The organism is Bradyrhizobium sp., from assembly GCF_027307225.1.
Classification (GTDB): Bacteria; Pseudomonadota; Alphaproteobacteria; order Rhizobiales; family Xanthobacteraceae; genus Bradyrhizobium.
This window is the reverse complement of sequence record NZ_DAHUXJ010000024.1, coordinates 15,811-31,190: the sequence shown is the minus strand read 5'-3', so window position 1 is coordinate 31,190 and position 15,380 is coordinate 15,811. Positions and strand designations below refer to the sequence as shown.

Below are 15,380 nucleotides of genomic sequence, written 5' to 3'. Positions count from 1 at the left end.
CCGCGAAGCTGATAGGAACTTCAAATTCACCGCACTAGCGACTTATATTTGCTGGTGTCCCTTCGGTTCTGACATTCGCAAACCAACTCGCCGCAGTAGCATGCGAATGTCAGAACCGAGACAATAGTAGCCCCCACAATGCTTTGGCCATTCAACCACTTCAGCAAACCCCGGGGGTCGCTGCGCGGCACCATTGAGGGCATCTATGGCATGATCGTGACGCAGGCGCGAGAACCGTTGTTCTACCGGAATCTTGGCGTGACCGACACAGTTGACGGCCGTTTCGACCTCCTGCTGCTGCATTTGTGGATGGTTTTGCGGCGATTTCGGTCCGTCGAGGGATCAGCCAACGTCGCGCAAGCCCTTTTCGATCGATTCTGCGAGGATATGGACGCCAACTTGAGAGAGATGGGAGTCGGCGATCTCACTGTTCCCAAGCGGATGCAGGCATTTGGCGAAGCATTCTATGGCCGCACCGCTGCGTATGATGCCGCGTGCGATGGCGGTGACGAGGCGCTGGCGGCCGCCCTGTGCAAGAATGTCTTGAACGGCGAGGGCATGGAAAACGCGCGACGGCTCGCCATATATGTGAAGATCGTGCTGGCCCGACTAGACGGTATCGACGATGCCGCGCTGCTAGCTGCCACATGGGCCTTTCCCGCCCCGTCCGAAGCAAGCGAGTCGTTTTCCTGAGGGCGATGGCCATGAACCCTGCTGACCCCTGGCGTGTCCCCGTTGTCGTGGCGCAGATACCGGATACCGGATTGCACCGCGCGCTCGAAGCAGGCGAGGCATCGCGGGCGGCGATCGCGGAGATCGCGAGCCTGCGTAAAGTAATTTCTGCGAGCGCGTCGTTCGATCTGCAACTCACGAGCGGCGGGCGAGTTCATGTCACGGGCGAGGTGCGTGCGCTGATCGGGCAGACCTGTGTGGTGACGCTCGATCCCATCGAGAGCGAGATCGACGAGACGGTCGATCTGATGTTTGCGCCTCCGGAGCAAATTCGGAGTCTCGCCGCTTTGGTCGACGAAGCTGCGCAAAGCGAGGGTGAAGAGGTTCCTGATCCGCCGGAGCCGATCATCGATGGCGTGATTGATCTCGGCCGGCTCGCGACAGATGTCCTGTTCCTCGCGATCGATCCTTATCCGCGCAGGCGCGACGTGGTGTTCGAACCGCCGCGGGAAATCGTCGATCCCGCGGATCATCCATTTGCGGCGTTGAAGACGCTGCAAGTCGGCTATACGCCGGGGCCTGGCAAGAAGGACCCCGATTAGGCTGTCGCGGGAATTCACGTGGAACCTTACGTTCCAAAGATGCATTTAAGCATTTGAAATAGTTCGTTTTATTTAAACGTTCCGATTCCGCCACCGCAGTACTCGCGCCGCAAAAGGTGGCGGTCAAGAGGTTGTGTCGGTGCGGGGAAACGCTATTGTCGCGGCCCAGTCTGGCGCAGCGTGGTGCTTCGCCGATCGGCGCAACCGTGGTGGTTGCCCCGGCCAGCATTCAGGTCCGGTAAGAGGTCGGGTTTCCGGGACGTTCATGCCTCAAAAGGTTCGAATAGCGCTTGACGCCATGGGGGGTGACGTCGGCGCGCCAGTTGTTGTTACCGGCGCCGGGATTTCACTGACACGGCATCCCGACACCGAGTTTCTCCTGTTCGGCGATCGCGCCATGATCGAAGCGGAGCTTGCAAAGCATCCGGCCTTGAAGGCGGTTTCTTCCGTCGTTCACACCGATGTTGCCGTCAGCATGCACGATAAGCCAAGCCAGGCTTTGCGGCGCGGGCGCAAGACCTCCTCGATGTGGCTTGCAATTGACGCCGTGAAGAAGGGCGAGGCTGACGTGGCGGTCTCCGCCGGTAACACCGGGGCGCTGATGGCGATGGCGCGATTCTGCCTGCGCACGCTGCCGGGCGTCGATAGCCCGGCGATCGCCGCGGTATGGCCGACCTTACGGGGCGATTCCGTTGTGCTCGACCTCGGCGCCACGATCGGCGGCGACGCGCGTCACCTGGTGACGCTGGCGGTGCTCGGGAGTGCCATGGCAAGCGTGTTGCTGGACCTCGCAAGACCGACCGTTGGTTTGCTCAATATTGGCGTCGAAGAGATCAAGGGCCGCGAGGAAATTCGCGAGGCCGCCGAGCTTCTCCGCGCCATGAACCTGCCGCAGCTGGAATATACCGGTTTCGTCGAGGGCGACGGCATCGGGCGCGGCGCGGCCGACGTGATTGTCGCCGAAGGTTTCAGCGGCAACATCGCCTTGAAAGCCGCCGAGGGAACGGCGCGCCAGATCAACGAATTTCTGCGCGGGGCGATTTCAGGCCGCTGGCTTTCCAAGATCGGCTATCTCCTGGCAAGGCCGGCTTTCCGGGCGCTCCGTGACAAGCTCGACCCCAGCAAGTCCAATGGCGGCGTCCTGCTCGGTCTCAACGGAATCGTGGTCAAAAGCCACGGCGGTACCGACGCCGACGGCTTTGCGTATGCCGTCGATGTTGGCTATGAGATGGCTAGGTACGATCTCCTCAACAAGATCAATCAAATGCTTAATCGCGAGGGCGGTGGTCTCGTCCCCAGCCCTTCCACGCCGGAGTCTGTTTCGTGACTGTACTACGTTCGGTCGTACTCGGCTGCGGCTCCTATCTACCGGAGCGGATCCTGACCAATGCCGAATTGGCGACGCAGATCGACACCTCCGATGAGTGGATCGTCCAGCGCACCGGCATCCGTCAGCGCCACATCGCTGCCGAGGGCGAGTTTACCTCGCACCTCGCAATCAATGCTGCGCGATCGGCCCTGACGCATGCCGGCGTCGATGCGCAATCGATCGACCTGATCGTGCTGGCGACCTCAACGCCCGACAACACGTTTCCGGCCACAGCGGTCGCGGTGCAGAACGGGCTCGGCATCCACCACGGAGCGGCCTTCGACTTGCAGGCCGTCTGTTCGGGCTTTGTATTCGCGCTGGCCACGGCCGATAATTTCCTGCGCAGTGGCGCGTTCAAACGTGCGCTCGTCATTGGCGCGGAAACATTCTCGCGAATTCTGGACTGGAACGACCGTGGCACCTGCGTGCTGTTCGGCGACGGCGCCGGGGCGGTAGTACTCGACGCGCAAGCGCAGCCGGGAAAATCTTCCGACCGCGGCGTTCTGACGACTCACCTGCGATCGGACGGGCGGCACAAGTCGAAATTATATGTCGATGGCGGTCCGTCCTCGACCCGGACCGTCGGCTACCTTCGAATGGAAGGGCGGGAAGTCTTCAAGCATGCGGTCGGCATGATTACGGACGTCATCGTCGATGCCTTTGAGGCGAGCAGGACGACTGCCGAGGACATCAATTGGTTCGTCCCGCATCAGGCCAACAAGAGAATTATCGATGCATCCGCGCACAAATTGCATATTGCACCGCAGAAGGTCGTGCTGACTGTTGACCGGCACGGCAACACGTCGGCGGCGTCGATTCCCCTGGCGCTTGGCGTTGCAGTGGCCGATGGCCGCATCAAACAAGGCGATTTGGTGTTGCTGGAAGCCATGGGCGGCGGCTTTACCTGGGGATCGGCGCTGGTTCGTTGGTGAGTGGCAGGTAAATAAATCCCGATGATTTGTGCATTTCTTTCGTGTTATGAGAGCCGGTCTACTGTTGACCGTTAGCGCTTAAGCTCATAATTTTAGTAGCGAATATTGTTCGCCGAGAGTGGGGCAGGCGATGACCGGAACTGGAAAAACCGTCACGCGGGTTGATCTGTGTGAGGCCGTCTACCAGAAGGTGGGGCTGTCGCGCACGGAATCGTCCGCGTTTGTAGAGTTGGTACTGAAAGAGATTACCGATTGCCTTGAGAAGGGCGAGACGGTGAAACTGTCTTCGTTTGGCTCATTCATGGTGCGGAAAAAGGGCCAGCGGATCGGCCGCAATCCGAAGACCGGAACCGAGGTGCCAATCTCGCCACGCCGCGTGATGGTGTTCAAGCCGTCAGCGATCTTGAAGCAGCGTATCAACGGTCACAGCGCCGGAAACAACGGCAAGGCCGAATAGGCCGGTGGCCCATCGGCCGAAGATAGAGGAGCGAGCATTTGGACAAGGCGCCGGATGCGTTCCGAACCATCAGCGAGGTCGCCCAAGACCTCGACATTCCGCAACACGTCCTGCGGTTCTGGGAAACGCGATTCTCCCAGATCAAGCCGATGAAGCGGAGCGGGGGCCGCAGATATTATCGCCCCGATGATGTCGACCTGTTGAAGGGAATTCGCCGTCTGCTCTACGGCGAGGGCTATACCATTCGCGGCGTGCAGCGCATTCTGAAGGAGCACGGCATCGCCTCGGTGCAGCGGCTCGCGGATGCCAATGCGATCGCCTCGTTCGGGGCAATCGAAGAGGCGGTCGGCCAAAGCATCCTCGAAAATGACGACGACATCGCGCCGGCGATGGACCTCGACGACGACGATTTTGACAGCTCGGAGGAGAGCGGCATCCCGCGCTTTGCCGAGCGCCGCAGCCGGCGGGAGCGCGAAGTCGAAAGCTACGACGAAGAGGAGGCGATTGCCGGCGTTGCCGACATCGTTCCGATCATCGACGTGGGGCGCCTGAAGGGTGTGCTTGAGGACCTGATCGCCTGCCGGAAGCTGCTTGATGTCGCGCTCAAGGACGGCTGAGGGTGGTTAGCGCGGAATTCACGGCGGCCGGCTTAACTCCTTGATTGATCGGGGAAGACCCTGCCGACCGATCGCCCGGCTTGCACGGGCGGCTGATCAAAGCTAAGGGAACGGCATCGGAGCGTGGCGCAGCCCGGTTAGCGCACTAGTCTGGGAGACTAGGGGTCGGAGGTTCAAATCCTCTCGCTCCGACCAATTTACCAAGCAATTTCAAAGCTCAATTTTTTTGTCCGGTTCGCATCGACCGCCCGGTCTATAGACCGTTTATAATTTTCGTTCTCGGGGCGTTACCGTCGCAACGATCGAGGGCGCGGTAAGCCGGGCGAGATGTGACGCCTGGCGACCTTGGCACCTTGATCGAAATGCCGTTCTGCTACGCAGGGCAGGCGCCGCTTTGCATTTCGCGTCTGATCTAAGGGCCACCCAATGGATCGACGGGCATTCCTGAAGTCTTTCGCCGGTGCGGGCACCTTGGCCGCAGCAGGTGAACTAGCCACCCCGGCAATATCTCAACGCGCTGCGGCGCGGACGGTGCGTCTTGTGCCGCACGCGGACCTCGCCAACTTCGACCCGATCTGGAATTCCGCTTATATTGCCCGCAACGCCGGCATGCTGGTCTGGGACACGCTCTACGGCGTGAACGCCAAACTTGAGGTCCAGCGCCAGATGGTCGAGGCCGAGGAAGTTTCGAGCGACGCCCTCGCCTGGACTTTCCGCTTGCGGCCTGGCCTCAAATTCCACGATGGCGAGCGGGTCGCGGCCAGCGACGCCGTCGCCAGCATCAATCGCTGGGCTGCACGCGATGCGCTCGGTCAGAAGATCAAGGCAATCGAACAGGAACTTGTCGCTATCGACGATCGCACGTTCCGCTGGTTGCTCAAGAAGCCATATCCAAAGATGCTGCTCGCGCTCGGCAAGATCACGACGCTATGTTGCTTCATCATGCCCGCTCGGATCGCCGCGACCGACCCGTTCAAGCAGATCGGCGAATATGTCGGCAGCGGCCCAATGCGCTTCGTGCGTAGCGACTGGGTCCCCGGGGCCCGCTCGGCGTTCGAGAGGTTTGCAGAATATGTGCCGCGCGCAGAACCCGCGTCCTGGATGGCTGGCGGAAAGCGCATCGTGGCGGACCGCATCGAGTGGATCACCATGCCAGATCCGGCGACCGCTGCTGCCGCCCTGCAAAACCGCGAAGTTGACTGGTGGGAGGTTCCTCACCCCGATCTGGTTCCCATGCTGCGCAAAAGTCGCAACGTCGTTGTCGAGATTCAGGATCGGCTCGGCAACATCGGCATTCTGGCGATCAACCATCTGTTTCCGCCGTTCGACGATGCGCGGGCGCGGCGGGCGATCCTCACCGCGTTGAGCCAGGAAGAGTACATGCGCGCCTTCGTCGGCGACGATGCCAATATGTGGAAGCCGCAACCGGGATACTTCACGCCGGGTTCTCCGTTCTATACCGAGCAAGGCGGCGAAGTGCTCAAGGGCCCGCGGAACCTCGAAACCGCCAGGCGGCTGCTCGCCGAAAGCGGCTATGCCGGCGAGCCCATCGTTTGCATGGCGGCGCAGGATATCTCGCACTACAAGCTTTGGGGCGACTTGACCGCAGACCTGTTAAAGCGGCTAGGCATGAACGTCGAACTCGCTGCGATCGATTGGGGCACTATCGTCGCGCGTCGCGCCCAGAAAAAACCTCCCGGCAAGGGCGGCTGGCACATGTATGTCACGGCCATCTACGGCGTTGACTGGGTCTTTCCGACCAGCCCGCACATGCAGGCGAATGGCATGGCGGCAGCCAATGGCTGGGCCAAGAGTCCCGCGGTCGAAGCGGAAGTCGCGGCCTGGTTCGACGCACAGTCCCTTGAAGACCAGAGGTCGGTCGCTCAGAGGTTGAACGAGGTGGCTCTCAACGAGGTGATGTCCGCTCCGCTCGGCCTGTATCTTCGCCACTTTGCCTGGACGAAGGACCTCACTGGAGTGGCCCAGGGACCGCTGCCCTTCTTCTGGGGAGTCGACAAGATAGCGTGAGACCTAGCTTGACGCCGCTTCGTCAGCACTACCTTAACTCGTTCAGCAGCGCCTTGGCTTCCCGGAGATCGGAGGTACCGCGTCCCTCCTCGAACTGATCGTAGATCTGCCAAAGCAAATCGTGCGCTGCTTCCATCCGCTTCTGGTCGCGCCAGAGTCGCGCAAGCGTCATCCCGGCTCGGAGCTTGAACGCCGGCGCACCCTGCTGTTCGGCCGTATCGATGGCCCGCAACAACAGCCTTTCGGCTTCCGCATGGTCCTTCTGATAAGCCAGGCATGCGCCCGACAGACGATAGGCCTCCGCCTCGAACAAACGGCCGCGGCTCGTTGCCATAGTGTCAAACGCCTCCTGCACGACTTGCCGTGCACGGACCGGTTCGTCGGCCTTCAGAAGGCTCTCCGCGAAGACCAGAAGCTCGTAGTCGTAGTAGAAGCGCCGCACTGACTGCCGGGTGGCTCCGACCGCATCCTCCATGCGCTCCAGACCCTCGGAGGTCTGACCGGATTCAAAGATGCACCAGCCCAGCAGGAGCGGGCAAACGACGAACATATTGCTGCCCTGCTCGCGACCAATCCTGATTGTCAACTCAGCGTACTCGCGACACGGCTTGGGGTCGCGAAGGAGTTGCCGAAGTGCGGCTGACCACCATGCCGCATGCGCCAGGCTCGGAGGGTGGCGCAGCCGGTACCCTAGCTCGAGAGCCGACTCCGCCATCTCTATTGCTTTTTCGGGAAAACCCATAACCCAGCGCGTGACCGCACCGTGCGCATAGGCGCAGACGCCGGTATCGTGCCCTCCATAGTCGTATGCGTGTGCGTGATGGCGCTCGGCATCGTAGATCTGGAGGCCGCGTTCGATGTCGGCAATCACGCTTGAATTGAGGCCCAGCACGTGTGAGTTCGCCCAGCGCGAGTGGTAGGCCTCGAGCAACAGGTCGCGATCGGCAAGTTGCTCGGCCAATATGACGAGTTCGTTGGCCATGCCGAGAGCTTGCTCGGTCTGTCCGGTAATAATTTTCGTATACCAGTTGCCCCACATCGCCCGGAACAGCTTCCTGTCGGTCCCGCCAAGTCCGCGGCCGAGCGTAACGGCTCGAGCATAATGATCGACAATTTCGTGTCCTGCGGTACGAAACCCGCGCGCAATGATGAGGGCCGTTCCTAACCCAAGACGGACATCGAGCTCCTGGCGCCAGCGTTCCGTTGCGTCAGGCATTCCTTCCAGAAGTCCCAGGGCGCTTGAGAAGTGCTTCAACGCCTCGCTCCCGGCCGAACGGCGCAGTGCGAGCTCACCGGCGCGCTGCCAGTATATTGCGGCCTGCTTCCTTGAACCTGCTTCAGTTCGATGTCGCGCAATGACTTCCGGTTGGCTCTCGGCGAGCTCGGGAAACGTTTCCTCAATCGCTCCTGCGATCCGAGCATGCAGCCTTCTGCGCCGGTCGCGCAGCAAGGTGCTGTAAGCCGCATCCTGCAGGAGCCCATGCTTGAACAAAAAGTTCGACCGCGGTATTGCGCCTCGTTGAAAGATGAGACCCGCTTCGACCAGGCGACCGAGCGTTTGATTCAGCTCAGGCTCGGGCCGGTCGGCGACCTTGGCGGCGAGCTCGTAAGAAAATTCGCGGCCTATTGCAGCGCCGATCTGCGCAATCTCCTTGGCCACGGGGCCGATCCGATCAAGCCTCGCTATCAGCGATGCGTGGAGCGTCGGCGGGACCGAAAGAGACCAATGCGCGCTTGGCATATCGACAGGCTTGGCATCCACGACCGTTTTCGTCACCTCCTCGAGAAATAACGGCACGCCGTCAGCACGCTCGACGATTTCACCGATCAGGTCGCTCGGTAATGCGGTCGTTTTCGCCGCTAGCCCCCGGACGAGGGCTTCACTGTCGAACTTGTTCAGGCGGTTGAGCGTGACCATGGTGACGTGAGGCTGGTCGACCCACGACGCGGAAAAATCCGGACGAAAAGTAGCAATCAAGAGTACCGGCATGTCCTGGATTTGTTGAATGAAGATATCGAGCAGTTCTTGTGTGGTCGGATCAATCCAGTGAATGTCCTCGAAGATCACGAGGATCGGCCTTTCGGAGGCCAGGTCAGTTATCTGGCGGAGAAGCGCCGCGAAGGTCTGCTGTCTCCTTCGCTGCGGGTTGCGCTCAAGCGCGGCATAACGATCGGTCGGCAATAACAGAAGGTCGGCCAGAAGCGCGACGTCCTGCTGTGCTGCGGAGGTCCCAGCCATCAATGCCTCCAGCTGGTCCAACTTTGCCGCCGGCGTATCTTCCCGTCCGAAACCAGCGGCACGTTCAAGGAAATTGATGATGGGGAATAGCGTGCTGTTCTGATGATGGGGTGAGCAGAAAAAGTGCAAATCGGTAAAGTGTTCAGAACCGAGCAAGTCCCTGAGCGCGAGAATCAGGCGCGACTTGCCAATACCTGCTTCACCCGAGAACAAGATGGCGCGGCCTTGTCCAGCCTTGGCTTGGGTCCAGCGTCGCAGCAGGAGTTCGGTTTCCTCCTGACGGTCCACGAACGGTGTCTCTGCGGAACGCAGCGCCTCGAAGCGGCTCTTGAAACGATTTTCGCCGAGAACACTCCAGACACGTTGAGGCTCGGTGAAGCCCTTGAGTTCCTTGAAGCCGAGGTCCTCCAATGCAAAGACTGATCCGATCAACTGCCGCGTCGTATCGCTGATGACGACGGTGTTCGGCTCGGCGAGACTTAGCAGCCGGGCGGCCAGGTTGGGCACCGCGCCCACGACCTCATTTTCGTTCGCACCTCCGGATCCGACCAGATCGCCAACGACCACCAAGCCGGTGGCGATACCCAACCGAACCTGAAGCGGCTCGGGGCTCTCCAGCTGACCAATCTCTTCGATCAAAGCCAGACCCGCACGCACCGCCCGCTCCGGGTCGTCTTCATGAGCGCGCGGGTAACCGAAATAGACGAGCACACCGTCACCCACGCGACGGGCAGCGAAACCGCCGAAGCGGGTAACGACTTCCGCGGCGCGCTTGTGGTACGCGGCAATCACTTCGTGCAGGTCCTCGACATCGAGATGGACGGATAACGCCGTTGAACCGACGAGATCGCAGAACATGACTGTCAGGTGGCCTCGTTCGGCGACGCCCGGGTCGGGCAGGGTTTGCGTTCTGGCGACGTTGCTTGCGGCAGAGAGAACTACGCCGCACCTGCTGCAAACCTTGGCGCCAGACGCTTCGCTACTACCGCAGGAAGGACAGTTGTGCACCAATGCCGCGCCGCATTGGCTGCAGAATCTCGCGTGCTCCGAAACTTCCGCGTGGCAATTGAGGCACTCCATACCACACCTACCGGCCGGCCGGACCAAAGGCAGAATAGCCACCGCTCACCACTTCTCGGATGAGATCAGCGGTACCCAGCGGCTTCGATCACGGGCCGCTTCAAGACATTATTGTCAGCATTTCAAACATATCACCAGCCAAGTTCGGTCTCCGGCCGCGCTCGGCTTCTACCTGGGCTCGCCCACGAAGTGTGTGACGCGATCCCGGGAGGCCGTTACATGGCCTGCCGGGTCGATGCGGAAAAAATTGCTCTTGTGTTTTCGCCAGTGGTAGCTGTTGAATAAGTGCCGAGGGCAGGCGGTAAATCCCAACTGCATGACGACCGATCCTCCCATGCCCGGAGGTGGTCAAAACGCTTGTGTCGGCTAAATCCTGCTGGGGAGTTTGGCGATGAAGCTCAACGCATTGTTTCCCTTCGTCTTGCTGGTTGCAGGCTATTCGGCACAGGCCGCTGAAAATCCCAGGCCGACCAGTGCGCCTGTAAGCCATTTCCAGGGCACGTGTGAAAGCGACCCGGACGGCAGGAAGTTCGCGGCGAGAGCCTGCTACACCCGGGACAATCCTGCGGATGCGGGTTATGGCGCTGAGTATAAGCGCCCGGCTTGTGACAAAAGCGTGCCGGTAACGCCACCGCAAAGGCAATTAATGGCCAGGACCTATGTCCGGGCACCCGACTATATGAAGGGCAAGCTCTGCCGGTTGACCCAGATCTTCGTGACCGAAGACAACACGGAGGGCCCGTGGGGTTGGGGTTACTGGGAGGGGTCGGACCGTCCGCCGGGCACAGGCGTCTTCGTCGCGATCTCTGGTTCCGAGCTTAAAAAGGTGGCATCGGTCGCCGAGCGGGAAAACGAAACTGTCGACCTGCTTCTTGGCGTACGAGGTGAAAAGAAGAAGCAAGCCCGGCTGGTGCGTTTGAAGCCGGAAAGTGCTCGCGATCCGGAGCTTGCGATCCTTGGCGGGCTCGCTCACGAACTGGGCCACGCATTGCTCGCCGACACCAATGCGGACGGGGTCGACGAGCATCATCCGCGGCGGGAGATCAGCGGGCCGCCGCAAAGTCCGTGCTTCGAAGACGCTATCATCGGCACGTCGTGGGACGCGGATCGATTTCATCACAATATGACGCGGTGGGTAGCGTTCGGCGATCAGGGCCACAACAGACCGAAAAATCGTGAGCTTCGCTTCAACCTCTATCGCCTGAGAGAACGGGCAGAGCGAGGCAGGTTCGATCGCGTCAATGACCTGCTTGAACGGATTTACCGCGGTCCGGAATTCGTCACCGTGCCCGCGGCAATCAGGCCGGAAGAGGACTTCGTCGAGACCTATAAAGAGAAGGTGCTGAGCGATGCGGCAGGTCAGTCGGTTGAATTTCGGTTCGGACGCCAGAAGATCAGCGTTTCGGCTCGTTTGAAATCGGATGTCGTCGACAAAAAAGTGGAGTGCCTGCGCGCGCTCGGATTGCTCACGGGGCAGCCGTAAATAAACGCTGCAACCGATCCGGACGCTGGAGGACAGGGCGCTAAGGCCGCGTGCTTTGCTCGATCGTTTGTCGGGCTTCCTCCCAGGCAAATGTGTGGGCGAACTCGAAAGACGCTTCAAACGGTGGCGCGTCTGTTTTCATGTGGCGCGCTATCGCGCCGACCATTTCTTCGGCATCGAGACGCTTTTGGTCTATTTTTCCGCGGGGAAGCCAGTCAGCGAAGCGTTCAAGTTCTTTCGATGCGAGGCCGCGCTCTGCTGAACGTTCCAGAATTAGCTCGTAGGTTCTGTCCTTGTAGAACACCGACTTTGCGGTGCTGAGAAGGATTGCGGCCACCTTCGGCCCAACGATGCCTGACTGAAGTGCGCAATCGACGGTCGATCGCACATTCACCATGGCTTCGCTGACCGTTACATAATCGACCTCGGCAGGTCCATGAAGGACAGCTACTTCGTCATCATCGGTCAGTCCGCCGGAGCGAAATTGGCGATACACGAAACCGATTCCTGTCATGCCAAAATCTGCGAGCTCGCTGGCCCGCAAGGCGCCAATACTGGCGGCACCGTACACGTGGATACCGTGAGCCAGGGCCCACAGGATCTCCTTGTGCCAGACGGTCGGCATGGTTTCAAAGTAGCCGTCGACGACACCGATCAGCCGCGGGCGCTGCAAGGCAGCCAGGTACAGATCGCCCCGGCATAGCGGTGGTCGCCATTCAAGCCCCGCGATGGTCGGTCGCGCAGATGGTGGAAGCGACGGGCCGGCGAAAATGACAGCGCTCATTCTGTGTAACCGCTGGCTTGTCGCGCGCGGCGACCCGGGACGTAGTGTGGATCGGTGCAATCCCACTCGAGACCGGGGACGACCATCCTGACAACGGGGATACCGAACTCCGGGCGGGTGAGATCGACTGCAATTGCCGCCTTTACGCCGGCAGCACGCAGGCATTCCAGTTCCCATCGGACATCGACCAGCACATCGTCGGCATCATGGTTCGGAATGTCCTCGAAGGCGTCCGGCCGGGCAGCCTCCGACATTGCGTCGAGCAACGCTGCGCCAAGCTTGTCCCTTGATGATTCCGAATAGTCCTGCAGATCGTCCCGGATCCCGGCAATATAGGTGAGACGGGTTTGAGCCGCCTCAGTCAAAGCCCTTGCCAAGGCAACGGCTCGACCAGGATGACAGCCAGCGCCGCGGAATCGTCTCAATGAAGCGGACGGGTCTTCTTTCGGCGCCGGAATATCGCACACGAACGCAGGTATCCCGATATTGGATGTCACATTCCAAACCCGGGGCGTTATCCCCGCTTTGTCGTAGAGATCGAGCAGGCTGCGACAATTTTCGTCGGTTACGGTTGCGAGATCCAGCCGGCATCGCGATCGCGCACGCATGTCCCGAGCGTGCCAAAGGGCGACGGCGTCGCGTTCAACCAATTCGCAGATGGCGGAGCTGATTGCTTCGGAAAGATGGTTGCCGGAAGCCAATCCATTGGTGCCGGAAAGGAAGTGCTCGCCGCTGTGACTGGTCGGTAGCGTATAATCGGTATGCACGACTTCCCAAGGTACCCAACAGGCTTCACTGCCCAGCAAATCGTATCCCTCAATCCAGGCGATCTCGGCCTGCTCGGCAAGGGGAAGCCCGGTGCCGCAGAGCGAGGCCGGGGACACAGTACGGTTCGTCGCCGACAGCCGGCGATAACTTGTGGCGATCGTTCGCTCCCGAAGATCCTCGCCATGAAATAACTCGATGGCCTCCATCGTTGCGGAGGCGAAGGCCGCTGAAAGCCCGATGCCCTTACCTTGGGAGACCGAGAACGATCGCGAATTCGGACGAACGGCAACGGCGACAGGAATTCCGATTCGATCAAGTCCCGTTACATTGCCTACGCGGGTGATGCCGATTTGCCGCGCGATGGGCGATATCCGCGCCAGCGTATCCTCCGGCGTCGTCGTCCGATGCGTTCCAAGTTTGTATGATTTCACGATCGCCGGGCCCAGAAATATCTCGGCCGGCCCGGCGACACACTGTCGCTGCACGGCCGACGCCTATTCCTGGCGAACAAGCTCTCGGTGCCGGCAGGTCATTTGCCGTTTTCCCGCTTGCCATGGAGCCGGGAGATCGGTTCTTGGGGAGGCTTTTTGCCCTTGCCGTGAGCGCCGCCGCTCGCAACGATCATCGAACCGACGGGAATGGCTACTATCCGCCCATCGCTTCCTTCGTGTCGCAAAAGCTCTCTCAAATGCAAGGCCTCGCGCGTGTCGCCCAGGCGTAGCTTTTCGAAAGTACTGCCATCTTGTGAAATGAGGATATTCTCGCCGTCAATCTTCGCAAACACCTGGCCTGCTTCAAAATCTGACCGGCCTGGTGGTTGTGGCTTTGCATCCGTTCGGGCGCCGCCGATGAGCATTCCGCCGCTCAGCAATAGTGCTCCCCATACTGGGAGGCGCGACCAGATATTCCTTAAATTCGCGCGCGACATGAGAGACCTCACACGGGCAAAATGCAGGAAAAAATAATAGAGCAACATCGATCCAGTTGAGTCAAGTGGGACAGGAAGCCGGCAAGCCCTCGTACTCGCCGCGGGCAAGGACACGGCCCGGCACGAAGCCCGTCCTGCCGGAGGGATTGGTCAGGCCGCCCGCCGAGCCGATCAATGCCCGAACCGGCCGGAGTAAAACGAAGTAGGCCAGCGGGGGCCGAGCTACTCGGCGTACGATCGCTACCTCGCGGCCCTCGCGCGGCTGAAATCCGCGCGAGGCTACCTTCATGCTCGCTGTTTCACGATCGGCTCAAGCCGCCGCCGGTACGAGATCGAGAAAGCCCGTGACGGTGGCAATCTTGTCGCCTTGCCGTTCGACAAAATCAGTACCCTTGACGATGGCGGCGCCATCCCTCGGCCCGAGGGCCCAGGAAAATCGTACGGCCTCTCCGTGGCCGTCCGCGTTCCCCGTCAGCGAGAAGACGAAGTCCGGGAAACGCTGTTGTACCGAACCGATGATGTTGTCGATTTCCGCAAGACCCGCGCCTTTCGCAACCGGGTCGGCGTAGGTTGCCGCGGAGGTCCAGGTTGATTCCAGCAATGCGCGACGGCGGACGGCATCGCCTTCGTTCCAGACAGCGATGTAGTCTTCGGCAACTTTTGCAGCGGTCCTCATGGACAGGCCTCCGTTGGAGTTGAGCGGTTGAAACGCCAACATCCTGCACCGCGTGATTCCTTCATGCGATGAAGTGGGAGGTAAAGGTCGCCAGGAATTCTTGCTCCAATCTTGCCCGAGCCATCAGCACCCGCCCGGCGAAAAGCCGTCGATCAGCATGATGTTGGCCGAACCGCCGTCCGTCGTTGGAATCGAAGGCGGGCAGATGGTCGAAGGGGCGCTCGGCGCTGCCGCCGTTGCGTGAAACCTAAACGCCGCCGGGTGCGACGTAGCAGTAAACGTAATCGCCTTTGCTCAGGAAGATAATGCCGTGACCAGTCGGATTCGACTGGTCGTATTTCAGCTTGTGATTTGGAACCACGATCCTGGTTCCAACCTCCACGTGCTTGCGGCGCAGCGGCTCGTCGGGCCGGGAGTCGGTGATGATGGCGACGTATTTGTCACCTTCGACTTCGAATGAATCAGCCCAATAGGCGTCCGCTTCGCCGCAACATGAAACAGCGGGATTATCCGGCTGCATGAGCGCCTGGTACCACTCGCGAATTTGCGGATCGACAGCGTCCCATTGCCCGAAATCGCGGGCGCTCGCTACGCTCATCAACAAACCGAACGCTGTACAAAGGGCGAGGCGCATCATGCCGCACTCCTGAGTTTGTTCCAGCAGTTTCATTCGAAGCAATGTTCATGCCGCGAATCGGTCGATGGTAATAGTTTATGTGAAAAATTTGCGACGGGTTGGCCGAGC

At 60.4% G+C, this 15,380-nt stretch carries 16 protein-coding genes and 1 tRNA gene; 10 read left to right on the top strand and 7 right to left on the bottom strand.

Annotated elements, in window-relative coordinates; all coding sequences use genetic code 11:
* Positions 1-138: 138 nt before the first annotated feature.
* From M6D32_RS04345 to M6D32_RS04310, 8 genes are all read left to right on the top strand, one after another.
* The gene (locus tag M6D32_RS04345) at positions 139-693 is read left to right on the top strand and encodes a ubiquinol-cytochrome C chaperone family protein (RefSeq protein WP_298253727.1); all 555 of its coding nucleotides are present in this window, start codon (positions 139-141) and stop codon (positions 691-693) included.
* Between the two features lie 11 nt (positions 694-704).
* The gene (locus M6D32_RS04340) at positions 705-1,274 is read left to right on the top strand and encodes a DUF177 domain-containing protein (protein ID WP_298253725.1); all 570 of its coding nucleotides are present in this window, start codon (positions 705-707) and stop codon (positions 1,272-1,274) included.
* Positions 1,275-1,539: 265 nt separating this feature from the next.
* A complete protein-coding gene (gene plsX / locus M6D32_RS04335) occupies positions 1,540-2,601 on the top strand; it encodes a phosphate acyltransferase PlsX (RefSeq protein ID WP_298253723.1) in 1,062 nt (353 codons plus the stop codon).
* Positions 2,598-3,575: a beta-ketoacyl-ACP synthase III gene (locus M6D32_RS04330; RefSeq protein ID WP_298253720.1), complete on the top strand. Its 978-nt coding sequence runs from the start codon at positions 2,598-2,600 to the stop codon at positions 3,573-3,575. Before plsX ends, M6D32_RS04330 begins: the two co-directional genes overlap by 4 nt.
* 130 nt (positions 3,576-3,705) lie before the next feature.
* Positions 3,706-4,032 carry an integration host factor subunit alpha gene (locus M6D32_RS04325; RefSeq protein WP_298253718.1) on the top strand — a complete coding sequence of 109 codons (327 nt, stop codon included), beginning with the start codon at positions 3,706-3,708 and terminating at the stop codon, positions 4,030-4,032.
* 38 nt (positions 4,033-4,070) lie between these two features.
* Positions 4,071-4,649, top strand: a complete 579-nt coding sequence (locus tag M6D32_RS04320) for a MerR family transcriptional regulator (protein ID WP_298253717.1) — start codon at positions 4,071-4,073, stop codon at positions 4,647-4,649.
* 117 nt (positions 4,650-4,766) lie between these two features.
* Positions 4,767-4,844: transfer RNA gene (locus tag M6D32_RS04315), tRNA-Pro, on the top strand.
* Between the two features lie 231 nt (positions 4,845-5,075).
* Positions 5,076-6,677, top strand: coding sequence for an ABC transporter substrate-binding protein (locus tag M6D32_RS04310; protein WP_298253715.1), 1,602 nt, complete (start codon positions 5,076-5,078; stop codon positions 6,675-6,677).
* A 28-nt stretch (positions 6,678-6,705) separates the two neighbouring features.
* Here the strand turns inward: M6D32_RS04310 and M6D32_RS04305 are convergent, their stop codons facing one another.
* Positions 6,706-9,996: an adenylate/guanylate cyclase domain-containing protein gene (locus tag M6D32_RS04305; RefSeq protein ID WP_298253713.1), complete on the bottom strand. Its 3,291-nt coding sequence runs from the start codon at positions 9,994-9,996 to the stop codon at positions 6,706-6,708.
* 385 nt (positions 9,997-10,381) lie between these two features.
* Here M6D32_RS04305 and M6D32_RS04300 point away from each other — a divergent pair, with 385 nt between their 5' ends.
* Positions 10,382-11,479, top strand: a complete 1,098-nt coding sequence (locus tag M6D32_RS04300; RefSeq protein WP_298253711.1) for a hypothetical protein — start codon at positions 10,382-10,384, stop codon at positions 11,477-11,479.
* Positions 11,480-11,519: 40 nt separating this feature from the next.
* Here the strand turns inward: M6D32_RS04300 and M6D32_RS04295 are convergent, their stop codons facing one another.
* The 5 genes from M6D32_RS04295 to M6D32_RS04275 all read right to left on the bottom strand — a co-directional run bounded on the left by M6D32_RS04295 (position 11,520) and on the right by M6D32_RS04275 (position 14,635).
* On the bottom strand, positions 11,520-12,263 hold the full coding sequence (locus tag M6D32_RS04295) for a TfuA-like protein (protein WP_298253709.1): 744 nt from the start codon (positions 12,261-12,263) through the stop codon (positions 11,520-11,522).
* A complete protein-coding gene (locus M6D32_RS04290; RefSeq protein WP_298253707.1) occupies positions 12,260-13,462 on the bottom strand; it encodes a YcaO-like family protein in 1,203 nt (400 codons plus the stop codon). Before M6D32_RS04290 ends, M6D32_RS04295 begins: the two co-directional genes overlap by 4 nt.
* Positions 13,463-13,560: 98 nt before the next feature.
* On the bottom strand, positions 13,561-14,007 hold the full coding sequence (locus M6D32_RS04285; RefSeq protein WP_298253705.1) for a hypothetical protein: 447 nt from the start codon (positions 14,005-14,007) through the stop codon (positions 13,561-13,563).
* A 13-nt stretch (positions 14,008-14,020) separates the two neighbouring features.
* Positions 14,021-14,248 (bottom strand): hypothetical protein, encoded by a 228-nt coding sequence (locus M6D32_RS04280; RefSeq protein WP_298253703.1) that lies wholly within the window; start codon positions 14,246-14,248, stop codon positions 14,021-14,023.
* A 21-nt stretch (positions 14,249-14,269) separates the two neighbouring features.
* A complete protein-coding gene (locus tag M6D32_RS04275; RefSeq protein ID WP_298253701.1) occupies positions 14,270-14,635 on the bottom strand; it encodes a nuclear transport factor 2 family protein in 366 nt (121 codons plus the stop codon).
* Between the two features lie 100 nt (positions 14,636-14,735).
* Here M6D32_RS04275 and M6D32_RS04270 point away from each other — a divergent pair, with 100 nt between their 5' ends.
* Complete coding sequence (locus M6D32_RS04270; protein ID WP_298253699.1) at positions 14,736-14,879, top strand: hypothetical protein; 144 nt, start codon at positions 14,736-14,738, stop codon at positions 14,877-14,879.
* Between the two features lie 3 nt (positions 14,880-14,882).
* Here M6D32_RS04270 and M6D32_RS04265 read toward each other — a convergent pair whose 3' ends face one another.
* Positions 14,883-15,305 carry a hypothetical protein gene (locus tag M6D32_RS04265; protein ID WP_298253697.1) on the bottom strand — a complete coding sequence of 141 codons (423 nt, stop codon included), beginning with the start codon at positions 15,303-15,305 and terminating at the stop codon, positions 14,883-14,885.
* Positions 15,306-15,380: the final 75 nt, after the last annotated feature.